Here is a 13,437-nt window from a genome sequence, read left to right as displayed (position 1 = left end):
CTTATTTTTTTTTATTCTTCCGCAGTAAAAATTTCCTCAATACTTTTATTGAATAGTCGGGAAATTTTAAATGCGAGTGGTAAACTGGGGTCAAATTTCCCTTTTTCAATGGCGTTAATGGTTTGCCTTGAAACCGCAACCTTTTCAGCTAAATCGGCCTGCGTAAGATCATGTTCTGCACGAAGTACTTTAATAGTATTTTTCATTGGTATCGCGAATTTCCAATTAATATGCCGCCTAAATAAGTAATCCCTATGAGAATTACCAGGTGGGATATTTCGGCATCATAAGTAATTACATTGGTGGTATCCAGTAAAGAATAACTCAGACCAAATACCACAGCTGCTCCTAATGAAATTGCCATAGCTTCTAATTGTATTTTACGTTGCAATTCATCGAGGCTATTAAGATGTCTTTTATTGGCTAAAATCATTCCTATTCCAATAGCTAGGTTTAAAATTATAGCTAGAATGCTTAGCGTTGAATTAGAATCCCATAGAAATTTAGGACCAAAAGAGGCTAATGCCATAGTTAAAACCCATGCAAGTGTCCAAGCCGCAAGATTTAATGTTTTTTTCTGTGTGCTCATAGTAAAAGGTTTATTTAAATTATCCATAATGTAAAGTTTTGTTGACACAAATATATAAATATTTTCTAATAATGGAAGGTTTTATTTACTAAAAGTAAAGTTTTATTTACATAAGGAGATACGGCTGGTTTACTCAATATTTAAAAAGTCAATTTCGGTTTGATTTTATATTCTTAAATCCTGCGAGGGATGTGGGGGGAATGCAAGAATTGGGAGGCTTATAAATGCAATTTTTAGTTAGAATTTTGTTGCAAACTGTCTAGCTGGGAAGGTGGAATTGCTGATGGAACGGCATTTTGTACAGGTGGAATACTTTGAAGGTGTAGAAAAATAGCTTTTAGATCTTCGTCGCTTAGCTGTGCATAATTTTGCCATGGCATAGGAGGTAATAGCATTCGGCCATTTTTCATGCCTTTATATTTTCCATCTCTTATAGCTACTTTAAACCGATCTAAATCCCAATTTTTAATTCCAGATTCATCTGGGGTGAGATTGGATGCATATGAAATTCCCCAAGGCCCAATAGCAGCTGTTAAATCAGAATTCATTAACATCCAACCAGATTTTTGGACCTCAGCAGGGAAAGAAGGTAAGGCACTGTCTGCTTGAAATCCCGATAAAGCTAATTCAGGAATAATTTCCGGACCTCTCTCTCCCATCCTTTTTGGAGAATGGCAATCGGCACAGCCAATCACCTCTACAAGGTATTTACCTCGCTCGATATATTCATCTTCAGAGAGCGCTTTCTTTGTTTGCTCCTCCAAAGTTTTAGAACTTTTGGTGTCTTGGCATCCTGAAACTGCGATGCTCGCTACTATTCCTATATATAAAAGAAAACTCTTACTTACAGGAAGGTGAAATCCAGTTTTCATAACACATTATTTAATAGTTAATTGTCTGAAAATTAATAAATTAAATTCAAATTATTGTTTGCGGGTCCTAATTTATTTTGCTGAATTAGATATAGAAATATGATTTTTCTCTCATAATTCTATATAAAAAAAGCCTCTTGATAAATTCTAGAGGCTTTTTTTATTGAAAAATTTGCGATTATACCTTATCGGCTGCAACTTTGTAAGTAGGGTCTTCCATGATATTTACCTCGATAATCCCACTTGCATTTTTTAGTAATCTTCTGCAATCTTTACTAAGATGTCTTAAATGAACTTTTTTACCAGCCTTATGGTAGCGTTGGGTCACGACATTTAAAGCCTCAATAGCCGACATATCAGAGACTCGACTCTCTTTAAAATCGATTATTACTACATCAGGATCGTTTACAACATCAAATTTTTCAGCAAAGGTGGTAGTAGAGGCAAAAAATAGCGGACCATATATTTCATAATGCTTCACTCCGTTCTCATCAATATATTTTTTGGCTCTAATTCTTTTGGCGCTTTCCCATGCGAAAAATAAAGCAGAAAGAATAACCCCCACTAAAACCGCTAATGCCAAGTTGTGCAATATTACCGTAATTGCAGCTACTATTATTACTAAGAAAATATCCTTCTTAGGTACTTTATTAAAGATTTTTAAACTAACCCATTCAAAAGTCCCTATTGCCACCATGATCATAACTCCTACAAGTGCGGCCATTGGTAGTTTTTCAATTATTGGGGCACCAAATAAGATAATAATAAGAATGGTGAGTGAAGCGATTATTCCAGCCAAACGGGCTCTTGAACCAGCAGATAAATTAACTAAAGTTTGCGCTATCATAGGGCAGCCTCCCATTCCAAAGAAAAAACCGTTTAAAATATTAGAGCCTCCTTGCGCTATACACTCTCTATTACCGTTTCCTTTGGTTTCTGTGATCTCATCAACTAGATTTAAAGTAAGTAGACCTTCCGTTAATCCTACAGCAGCCATTATCATGGAATAAGGCGCGATCAATTTTAAAGTTTCCCAATTTATTGGAATATTAGGAATATGAAATGGAGGGAAACCACCACTAACAGATGCAATGTCTTTTACTGTTTTTGTGTCTATTCCCAGAAAATAAACCAATATGAATACTACTATAATAGCAACTAATGAGGAAGGAACCGCTTTTGTTACTTTAGGTAATAACACAACAATTGCAATAGTTAAGGCTACTAATCCAACCATGATAAGTAAAGGGGTACCAGAAAGCCAGGTGATTTCACCGTTTAAAACAGTTTTAAACTGCTCTAATTGCGACATAAATATAATGATAGCCAGACCATTAACAAACCCAAACATTACAGGATGAGGGACTAAGCGTATAAATTTACCCAATTTAAAAACTCCAATTAAAATTTGAAAAACACCGGCTAAGGCTACCGCAGCAAGAACATACTCTAAACCGTCAGATTTCATCAAAGCAATTAATACAATCACGGTTGCACCAGCGCCTCCCGAAATCATCCCTGGTCTTCCTCCAAATATAGCTGTTACCAACCCGGCAATAAACGAGGCATATAATCCCATTAAAGGAGGAAATCCGGCTAATATAGCGAAGGATAGCGACTCTGGAATCATAGTCATAGCAACAGTTAAGCCGGCTAAAACTTCGGTTTTATAATTTACTTGTTGTTTAAAATCAAATAAATTGAAAATTGTCTTCATGGAATTAGTTGTAATTAGTGCAGATATTTTTTCTGCGGAATTTTTTCAATATTAGAAAATAGCATGACTCACATTTAGTAAGTATATATTGAAATGCTATTCTTCGATGTTTTTATTATAGCGGGCAAAATTAGTTAATTAAAAGCTAAAAACCTGATAAGTATTTTATTTGTAAATGTTTAAAAATAAGTGAGTTGTATGATTTACTCTGTATAGAAGTAATAAAATTTAAGCCTGTTAGGATTAATTATTTATAAGTACCTTTGTCAAAAATTGAAAAATAATGGCACATAAGGCTGGGTTTGTAAATATTATAGGGAATCCTAACGTAGGAAAATCTACTTTGATGAATGCTTTTGTAGGGGAGAGACTTTCTATTATTACTTCTAAAGCACAAACCACCCGTCACCGAATTCTTGGGATTGTAAACGGGGAAGATTTCCAGGTGATCTTAAGTGATACCCCGGGGATTATTAAGCCCGCTTACGATTTACAACAATCTATGATGGATTTTGTAAAATCGGCTTTTGAAGATGCCGATATCTTGATCTATATGGTAGAGATTGGGGAGCAGGAATTAAAAGATGAGGCCTTTTTCAATAAGATCACCAATGCAAAGATCCCGGTATTGTTGCTTTTGAATAAGATTGATATTTCAAATCAGGAGCAGTTAGAGAGCCAGGTGCAACACTGGAAAAATAAAGTTCCCAATGCAGAGATCTATCCAATTTCAGCGCTGCAAGGTTTTAATGTTTCTGAAGTGTTCAATAGAGTGGTAGAGCTATTACCCGAATCCCCTGCTTTTTATCCTAAAGATACCTTAACCGATAAGCCTGAACGTTTTTTTGTGAACGAGATTATTCGCGAAAAGATCTTAATGCATTATAAAAAGGAAATTCCTTATTCTGTTGAAATTGATACAGAGGAATTCTTTGAAGATCCAGAGATCATCCGGATGAGAAGTATTATCATGGTTGAGCGTGAAACCCAGAAAGGGATCATTATTGGCCATAAAGGAGCCGCTCTTAAAAGAGTGGGAGTAGAAGCTCGAAAAGACTTAGAGAAATTCTTCGGGAAACAGGTACATTTAGAGCTCTATGTAAAAGTGAATAAGAATTGGCGTAATGATGCTAAGCAGTTAAAACGCTTTGGATATAGCAATAAGAAGTAAAGGTTTAATAAACTAAATATCTCCAATAATAAAACTCGGTAATCACTTGATTATCGAGTTTTTATATATTCACCATAGTCTTTTAACGATTATTTGTGCTTTTTAACGATTATTTTTCTTACATAATTTTTCAAAATTTTTTATAAAGCAAGTAAAACCTAATGGTGGATGCTTTTTCCTACATGAAATAGGGGTTTTTTCCCCGCTCTATCCCTAAAGCATAAACCGATTAAAACATTTACATTTGTAAAAATTGTATAAAATTAAGTTAAAACTCACTTATTTTTTGTTAAATAGATGAGGTTAAATATTAAAAATAATGCAAGCCCCCCTTATGAATGTTTTCCCTTTATCTAATTCCGTTGTTTATTTCAATTTATATAGGGTACTTCTAAATGTACCTCAACAAATTTCAAAATGTTTCTTCAATTGATATTCTCAACTCTTATTATTTCACAAAAATATTTATTCGAATGTCTCGCCTTTGATGTAGATGTTCACAATAATATATCTCTTACTAAATTTCACCAATCACTACTTTGCGTATGAAAAAAATTACATCAAGAAGATTATTTATTAGAAATGTATCTATGGCTTCTTTAGGAGCTGTATATCTTTCTTCATCTTCAAAATTAAGCGCATTTACTCTCAACGAAAATTCTTTTGCAGGGTATAATCCCTATGCAGAATACAAAACTGATCTACGAGTTTCTGAGTTAATAGGAAAACACATTACGGTAAAAGGAAAAATTTTCTGTAAAAATAAATTAGAACCCATAGAAGGAGCTAAAATAGAAGTATGGCACCTTTCTCCAAATTCTTTTAAATACAGGCATCAGGCTAAACTAATAGCTAATAAGCAAGGAGAGTATTCCTTTATTACAGATTTTCCTAATAAGGAGTCTGGAAAGACACCTAGAATTTATTTTAAAATTTCTAAGGGTGATACTACTTACACAACTGAACTTTTAGTGAACGACTTCGGAAGCTACATTACAGGAGAGCACTGGGAAAAAAATCAAACGTTGGGTGACCTGCTTCAACCTGTAAAAAAACAATCTAACATTCAATTCAATATTTCAATTTAATCTTTTAAAACATTTTACTATGGCCATGGAACCATTCTTAGGCGAAGTTATTTTATTCGCTGGAAATTTTGCCCCAAGAGATTGGGCACTTTGTAACGGACAATTATTAGCAATTTCTCAAAATAGCGCACTATTTTCAATTCTAGGCACAACCTATGGAGGCGACGGGCGTACCACTTTCGCGCTTCCAGACTTAAGAGGTAGAGCCCCTATACATGCAGGAAGAGGGGCTGGTTTGAGTGATCGTATTCTAGGTTCAAGAAGTGGGGCCGAAATAACCACACTAACTGCTCTTAATTTACCCTCGCATAATCATTCAATAAGTGCAGCGGAAGAAGGGAATACAGATGTACCAAACGATAACTATATCGCGGGTGCAGGCTTAAATTCTTATTCAACTGTAACTGATACTGCATCTAAATCTACTGGAAATACGGGAAATAGCCAGGCATTTAACAATATGCCTCCTTATTTAGTTATGAATTACATTATTGCATTACAAGGTATTTTCCCTTCAAGGAACTAATACTTTAAATTTTTATCTCATCCATCCTTTAAATCTAAGTTTAATGAAAAACTTTACTTTATATTTTATTTTTCTCATGTTCTCGCTAGTGGTTGGGGCTCAAACTACCCTTGGCCCCGGCGACATTGCCTTTATAGGGACCAACTCTGATGGAGCTACTTATGAAGATGATACCGTTGCCTTTGTTCTTTTAAAAGATATAGACGCAGCTACTAGTATAATTTTTACTGATAGAGGATGGAATGACGATACCGGATTTTTGGAATTTCCGGGGGATTCTCAGTTTACCTGGACTTCTGGAGTAGATCGCAAAGTAGGAGAGGTAGTGGAATTAAACTTAACTCCACTATATCCTGCTGCATATTCTACTATTGGAGATCAAATGTTCGCTATACAAGGAAGTATCGAACTTCCAGTTTTTATAGCTGGAATTCATACCAATGTTAATAGTTCTTCTACCGATGGAAATTGGGATGGAGCAGCGGAAAATAATTCAACTTCTGCTTTGCCAAACGATTTAACTAATGGCGTAAATGCCATGAGGTTCACTACCGAATTTGATAATGGTCAATTTAGCGCCAATAAAGCGGGCGGGAATAATTATGGATCTCCTCAGGAGCTGCGCTTGGCTGTTAATAATATTGATAATTGGAATTTCAGTAATGATACTTCTTACAATCCTGCAATAGAACCGGGGATTGCTTTTGATGTGGAATGTGTACCTTCTAACACTCCTAATTTAACATTAACCAATAACAATATTTGTCCCGGTAGTTCTACTACGATAAATATTTCTGGAAACCTTAATGCTGCAACCGAATGGGTTATTTATTCAAATTCTTGCGGGGGAACCCTTGTTGGTAGAACTAGTACAACATCTTTTGAAGTAACCCCGCCTAATGGAGATACTACTTATTACATAAGGGGAGAAGATGGCGCTGGATGTTTAGATGAAAGTACCGCTACGTGTGCGAATATTGTTGTTACCGCAGGGGACACTACTCCGCCCACCATTACCTGTCCTGAGAATATCGAGGTAAATACCGATGAAGGAGTTTGTGGAGCTGTAGTTACCTATAATGTTTTAGTAACAGATAATTGCGAAATTCCACAACCGGAAAAAACTGGTTTCACTGCGTTGGGTATCTATAATAATAAATATTATTACAGGTCTAATGCTCTATTTACTGCTGAAGCAGCATTTACAGATGCTCAGTCTAATGGAGGAAATGTTGTAACTATAAATGATGCTGCTGAAAACAATTTCATTAACTCAACCTTAACTGAAGGATCTGTAATAATAGGTTTAACTGACAGGGAAGTAGAAGGAGTGTATGTTTGGGAAAATAGAGAAAATTTTACTTATCGTAACTGGGCCCCTAATGAACCAAACAATAGTGGGGACGAGGATTATGCAGAATTAATTGCTGGAGGTTTATGGAATGACATACCAAATAGCACAGAAAAGCCATATATTTTAGAAGTAAATTCTGGTATTGTTCAAACAGCTGGTTTGGCGAGTGGAAGCGAATTTCCTGTGGGAACAACGACCAATACTTTTGAAGTAACCGATGCCAGCGGCAATAAATCTGCCTGTAGTTTTAATATAACTGTAAATGATACAGGAGCTCCAACAGCAATTGCTCAAAATATTACTGTTGAATTGGATGAAAATGGAGAAGCTTCAATCACTGCTGCCCAAATAAATAATGGTTCTTCAGATGTATGTGGGGATGTAACTTTAAGTTTAGATAAAACCACTTTTTCATGTTCGGATATAGAAGGTTCAAACACGGCATTAGATTTTGATGGTGTAGATGATTATGTAAATATAGCAAGTCCGTATTATCAATTTACCAATGAAATTACTGTTTCATGGTGGGTGAAATTTGATGGTAATAGTGCCTTTATGGCTCAATCTACAGAGAATGTAGATGATATGAATACGAATGTTTGGTTAATGCATAGTGCACGCGGGAATGGAATTGGATGGTATGTGAATGATAACGGTACATGGAGAAGTATAGATGCAAACACTACACCAGGCTGGCACTTAATAACTGGTGTATCGAATGCTTCAGCAACTAAATTATATATAGATGGAATTGAAGTTGGAAGTGCCTCGGGAATTACTTCTGGAATTTTAAATAATTCGAATTCTGTAATTCATATTGGAAAAGATAGCAGATATCCGGTTTCATCTGGCCGAGTTAATAAATTTACTGTAGATGATGTTATAATTTATAATAGAGCTCTAACTCAGTCAGAAATTGAAAACTTAAAGACAACCCCTCCAAACCTGAATGATTCTAACCTAAAAGGATATTGGAATTTTAACGAAGCTAATGGTGATATTGTTAATGACTTGTCTACCGTAAAAGCCCAAGGGTCTTTAGTAAATATGGATTCTAGTACCGATTGGATAACCTCCGGCACAACAATTACAGCTGTGACTTCGGTTATTCTTACGGTTGCAGATGAAGCTGGAAATAGATCTACAGCAACTGCGTACGTTACTATAGAAGATAATACAGCTCCAACTATTATATGTCCTGAGAATATAGAGGTTGATAATGACTCAGGTGTTAATGGGGCAGTTATAACTTATAATATTCCTGTTTCTGATAATTGTAAAATTCCACAACCGGAAAAAACAGATTTTACTGCTTTAGGAGCGTATAACGGTAAATTTTATTATTTATCTAATAATAATTTTTTACCGGCAGATGCGTTTGCACATGCAGAACAAAATGATGGAAATATAGTTACTATTAACAACGCTGCTGAAAACGGTGTTGTAAATACGCTTTTAAATGGAACTTCGGCAATGATTGGTTTTACCGATGAGGTGACCGAAGGTGAATTTGTTTGGAAAAATGGAGAAGCGGTAACCTATACTAACTGGGGCCTTGGTGAGCCCAATAATAGTGGTCCCGAAGATTACACACAAATTTATTCCGCAGAAGGCCTTTGGAATGATTATAAAATTACCACAGCTATACAATATGTGCTAGAGGTGAATATGGCAGTTCAAACTGCTGGTCTACTTAGCGGTAGTGAATTCCCTATTGGAACTACTACCAACACTTTTGAAGTAACAGATGCAAGCGGTAATAAATCTACGTGTAGTTTTGATGTGATTGTGAAGGATGTGGAAGCGCCTGCAGGTTATACTGTGAGTATAGACCGGGCTGAAATTGATGAAACTAATGAAACTTCTATAAGTTTCACCTTTGCTGACGCAGAAGTAGGAACTACTTATAACTATACTTTTAGCAGTGATAATGGAGTAACTGATGTAACAGGAACAGGAACGATTTCTACTATGACAGATCAAATCACTGGAATTGATCTAAGCGGTTTGGAAGATGGAACTATCACCCTGTCTGTAACCTTGACTGACGAAGCAACCAACGAAGGTAATGCTGCAACAGATACTGTAATAAAAAACACAAATGAAGCTCCAGAGGCTGTGTGTAAAGCCTTTACTGCCTACTTAAATACTTCTGGAAATGTAACTATTGCTGTAGAAGATGTAGATGGTGGTTCTACCGATGATAAAGAAGGATTTACGTTGTCTTTAGGTAATGATTCTTTTGACTGTTCTAATATTGGAGAAAACGTTGTTGAACTTACTATTACAGACTCTGATAATGTTAAGTCCAGCTGTTTTGCTACGGTAACCGTAGTAGATAATATTGCTCCAATTATAGCAAATATTGAAGATATAGAGGTTGACACTGATGCTGGAATATGTGGCGCAGTGGTAAATTACGATATCACGGCTACCGATAATTGTGGTAATTCGACTAGTGGTAAGGTTTTAATTATATGGGATGTGTTGAATGAGCATACAATTAACCTAAAAGATGCTTTAACAAATGCAGGTCTTGATGTCACTATGAGTGAAACTTCAGAAACCGCTTATGATGGAACAAATCCTGCTTTACAAAATTTTGATGCGGTTATTCACTTAAATGGTACTACATATAGTCAAGGCATGCCAATAGAAGGGCAAAATGCTTTGGTTGATTTTGTATTAAATCAGGGAAACACCTATATCACAGAAGAATGGTCTGCTTATGAAGTAGATAGTCAAAACACTATGACTACTATGAGTGAGATAGTCATTTTAAAGCGAACTGGTGGAGATTCTCAATCTTATACTTATGAAATAATTCCTACAGAATCGGGTCATCCTATATTAAAGGATATCCCAAATACGATAACGCTTCCAAATGGTGGATCTAATGTTGGAGGTCTAAGAGCTTATGCTAATAACCCTGCAGTAGCATTAATGAATTTTACCGGAGGCGTTGGTGTTGCAGTAAGAGAGTTTGAAGGCGGTGGTGCTGCAGTTGGATTTGCACATGCAGGTAACTATGCAAACTCTACTATACTTTCAGATTCTAATGTTCAAAAATTGTTTATCAATGCTACGAAGTTTAATAATAATTCGATAAAAATTACTCAAACTTCAGGTCTTGCTTCTGGTAGTGTATTCCCTGTGGGAACTACAACAAATACTTTTGAAGCTACCGATGCAAGTGGTAATAAAACTACTTATAGTTTTGATGTCACCGTTACAGATAATGAAAGTCCTGAAGCCTTAACAAAAAATATTACCGTAGAGTTAGATGACACTGGAAATGTAGCAATCACAGCAGCCAATGTTGATAACGAATCTTCTGATGCTTGTGGAATTGCTTCCATGAGTGTTTCACCAGATAGCTTTACTTGTTCTGAAGTTGGTGAGAATACAGTTACTTTAACCGTGATCGATAACAACGGAAATGAGTCGACTACCACTTCAACAGTAACAGTAGAAGATAATGTAGCTGCAGTTGCAGTTGCAAAAAACATCAGAGTTCAATTAGATGACACTGGAAATGCAGCAATCACAGCAGCCAATGTTGATAACGAATCTTCTGATGCTTGTGGAATTGCTTCCATGAGTGTTTCACCAGATAGCTTTACTTGTTCTGAAGTTGGTGAGAATACAGTTACTTTAACCGTGATCGATAACAACGGAAATGAGTCGACTACCACTTCAACAGTAACAGTAGAAGATAATGTAGCTGCAGTTGCAGTTGCAAAAAACATCACTGTTCAGCTAGATGAAACAGGAAATGTATCAATCATTGCTGCTGATGTGGATAATGGTTCAGAAGATGCTTGTGGTATTGCTTCCATGAGCGTGTCTCCAGATAGCTTCTCGTGTGCGGAAGTTGGAGAAAACACAGTGACTTTAACTGTAGTTGATGTCAACGGAAACGAGTCAAGCAATACGGCAATAGTAACAGTTTTAGATAACATTGCCCCAACGGCCATCGCTCAGAAAATGACTATCTATTTAAATGAGAACGGAGAAGCATCAACTACTGCAGAGGCTGTGAATAACGGATCTTTCGATAACTGTGGGATTGAAAGTTTAAGTCTAAGTAAAACAGACTTCGACTGCTCAAATGTTGGTGATAATACGGTTGTATTAACGGTGACTGATGTCAACGGAAACAAATCTGAAGCTGAAGCAAATGTGGTCGTTTTAGATAATATCGCTCCAACGGCCATCGCTCAGGAAGTAACGATCTATTTAGATGAGAACGGAGAAGCATCCACAACTGCAGAAGCTGTGAATAATGCATCTCTCGATAACTGTACTATTGCAAGTTTAAGCTTGAGTAAAACAGAGTTCGACTGCTCAAATGTTGGTGATAATACGGTTGTATTAACTGTTACCGACGTGAATGAAAATGTAGCTACAGTAGAAGCAAATGTGATCGTTTTAGATAACATCGCTCCTACAGCCATCGCTCAGGAAGTAACGATCTATCTAGATGAGAACGGAGAAGCATCCACAACTGCAGAAGCTGTGAATAATGCATCTTTCGATAACTGCACCATTGCAAGTTTAAGCTTGAGTAAAACAGACTTCGACTGCTCAAATGTTGGTGATAATACGGTTGTATTAACGGTGACTGATGTCAACGGAAACAAATCTGAAGCTGAAGCAAATGTGATCGTTTTAGATAACATCGCTCCAACAGCAATTGCTCAGGAAGTGACTATCTATTTAAATGAGAACGGAGAAGCGTCTACAACTGCAGAAGCGGTTAATAATGCATCTTTCGATAACTGTGGAGTTGAAAGCCTAAGTCTAAGTAAAACAGACTTCGACTGCTCAAATGTTGGTGATAATACGGTTGTATTAACGGTGACCGACGTGAATGAAAATGTAGCTACAGTAGAAGCAAATGTGATCGTTTTAGATAACATCGCTCCAACGGCCATCGCTCAGGAAGTTACTATCTATTTAGATGAGAATGGACAGGCATCTACAACTGCAGAAGCTGTGAATAATGCATCTTTCGATAACTGTACCATTGCAAGTGTAAGCTTGAGTAAAACAGACTTCGACTGTTCTAATATTGGAAGTAATACAGTTGTGTTAACGGTGACTGATGTCAACGGAAACAAATCTGAAGCTGAAGCAAATGTGATTGTAAAGGATACTTTAGGACCAGTTCCTTCCAATGCTATACTTTCTAACATCTTTGCAGAGTGTGAAGTTTTAGAAGCTGATGTAACTATTCCAACAGCAACCGATAATTGCTCGGGAACGATTGAAGCGACTCATAATGTAGATTTCCCAATTACCGCGCAGGGCACCAGTTTAATTACTTGGACCTATACCGATGCAAATGGGAATATTACTACACAAACCCAGAATGTAATTATTAGAGATACCACTGAACCGGTACCTGATGTAGCTGAATTAGCTGATCTTGTAGTAGAATGTAGTATTGCTAATATTGCTGCACCTACCGCTACCGATAATTGTGGAGGAACCATTACAGGTACCACTTTAGATCCTTTAAATTACGAGGAAGCCGGAGAGTATCTTATCATGTGGGAGTACAATGATAACAATGGTAATATCGTCGGACAAGAACAGTGGGTAGTGGTTAAAGATGTAACCGCTCCAACGGTGTCAGCTCAGGATATTACAATTTTCTTGACGCAAGATTCTTCTGTAACTATTACTCCTGAAGATATTGATAATGGAACTACCGATAATTGTAGCGAAGTGGAACTGAGCCTGGATAGAAATAGTTTTGATGAGTTAGGAACTTATGAAGTGACTTTAACTGCAACAGATGCTACAGGAAATTCAGCCAGCGCAACGGTTAGTGTTACTGTAAAGCGAGATGGACCAAACCCGGTAGAAGCACATGTTGTTCCAACTATGTTGAAAGGAACAAGCATCGCTAAAGTGATTCTGCCATTTAAATCCAGAGTAATGGAAGTACAGGTATTAGAAGTGGAAACTAATAATTACAAAGTATTCCCGGGTACCAAGAGCAATGAAATGGAAATTAATATCGCTCCACTAAAAGGAACCTTGTTAGTGAAGATCATTGACGAAAACGGAAAAGTACATCTTAAAAAACTAATCGCTCTATAATCTAATATA

8 protein-coding genes are annotated in these 13,437 nt (G+C 36.5%); 4 read left to right on the top strand and 4 right to left on the bottom strand.

The window, feature by feature from the left end:
• Positions 1–11 precede the first annotated feature (11 nt).
• From L1I30_RS00235 to L1I30_RS00220, 4 genes are all read right to left on the bottom strand, one after another.
• The gene (locus L1I30_RS00235; protein WP_236132249.1) at positions 12–206 is read right to left on the bottom strand and encodes a helix-turn-helix transcriptional regulator; all 195 of its coding nucleotides are present in this window, start codon (positions 204–206) and stop codon (positions 12–14) included.
• Positions 203–589 (bottom strand): hypothetical protein, encoded by a 387-nt coding sequence (locus L1I30_RS00230; RefSeq protein ID WP_236132248.1) that lies wholly within the window; start codon positions 587–589, stop codon positions 203–205. The genes L1I30_RS00235 and L1I30_RS00230 overlap by 4 nt, the downstream gene beginning before the upstream one ends.
• Positions 590–822: 233 nt before the next feature.
• Entirely contained in the window at positions 823–1,461 is a 639-nt protein-coding gene (locus tag L1I30_RS00225) for a diheme cytochrome c-553 (protein ID WP_236132247.1), read from the bottom strand.
• 178 nt (positions 1,462–1,639) lie between these two features.
• The gene (locus tag L1I30_RS00220; protein ID WP_236132246.1) at positions 1,640–3,178 is read right to left on the bottom strand and encodes a SulP family inorganic anion transporter; all 1,539 of its coding nucleotides are present in this window, start codon (positions 3,176–3,178) and stop codon (positions 1,640–1,642) included.
• A 283-nt stretch (positions 3,179–3,461) separates the two neighbouring features.
• On the opposite strand from L1I30_RS00220, the gene era reads away from it, so the two are divergent.
• The 4 genes from era (at position 3,462) to L1I30_RS00200 (ending at position 13,428) form a co-directional block, all read left to right on the top strand.
• On the top strand, positions 3,462–4,349 hold the full coding sequence (gene era, locus L1I30_RS00215; RefSeq protein ID WP_236132245.1) for a GTPase Era: 888 nt from the start codon (positions 3,462–3,464) through the stop codon (positions 4,347–4,349).
• 545 nt (positions 4,350–4,894) lie between these two features.
• Positions 4,895–5,437: a peptidase associated/transthyretin-like domain-containing protein gene (locus L1I30_RS00210; protein ID WP_236132244.1), complete on the top strand. Its 543-nt coding sequence runs from the start codon at positions 4,895–4,897 to the stop codon at positions 5,435–5,437.
• Positions 5,438–5,462: 25 nt separating this feature from the next.
• Entirely contained in the window at positions 5,463–5,963 is a 501-nt protein-coding gene (locus L1I30_RS00205; protein ID WP_236133033.1) for a phage tail protein, read from the top strand.
• A 43-nt stretch (positions 5,964–6,006) separates the two neighbouring features.
• Complete coding sequence (locus L1I30_RS00200; protein ID WP_236132243.1) at positions 6,007–13,428, top strand: HYR domain-containing protein; 7,422 nt, start codon at positions 6,007–6,009, stop codon at positions 13,426–13,428.
• The last annotated feature ends 9 nt before the right edge of the window (positions 13,429–13,437 follow it).

Origin of the sequence: Gillisia lutea, assembly GCF_021568705.1 — a bacterium.
Taxonomy (GTDB): domain Bacteria; phylum Bacteroidota; class Bacteroidia; order Flavobacteriales; family Flavobacteriaceae; genus Gillisia; species Gillisia lutea.
Note: the sequence above shows the minus strand (reverse complement) of the source record. Positions and strands in the feature narration are given on the sequence as shown.

Bases quoted from the DNA above. Each gene is read 5' to 3' on its own strand.
- L1I30_RS00235 (WP_236132249.1), bottom strand. From the start codon at position 206: ATGAAAAATACTATTAAAGTACTTCGTGCAGAACATGATCTTACGCAG.
- L1I30_RS00230 (WP_236132248.1), bottom strand. From the start codon at position 589: ATGAGCACACAGAAAAAAACATTAAATCTTGCGGCTTGGACACTTGCA.
- L1I30_RS00225 (WP_236132247.1), bottom strand. From the start codon at position 1,461: ATGAAAACTGGATTTCACCTTCCTGTAAGTAAGAGTTTTCTTTTATAT.
- L1I30_RS00220 (WP_236132246.1), bottom strand. From the start codon at position 3,178: ATGAAGACAATTTTCAATTTATTTGATTTTAAACAACAAGTAAATTAT.
- era (WP_236132245.1), top strand. From the start codon at position 3,462: ATGGCACATAAGGCTGGGTTTGTAAATATTATAGGGAATCCTAACGTA.
- L1I30_RS00210 (WP_236132244.1), top strand. From the start codon at position 4,895: ATGAAAAAAATTACATCAAGAAGATTATTTATTAGAAATGTATCTATG.
- L1I30_RS00205 (WP_236133033.1), top strand. From the start codon at position 5,463: ATGGAACCATTCTTAGGCGAAGTTATTTTATTCGCTGGAAATTTTGCC.
- L1I30_RS00200 (WP_236132243.1), top strand. From the start codon at position 6,007: ATGAAAAACTTTACTTTATATTTTATTTTTCTCATGTTCTCGCTAGTG.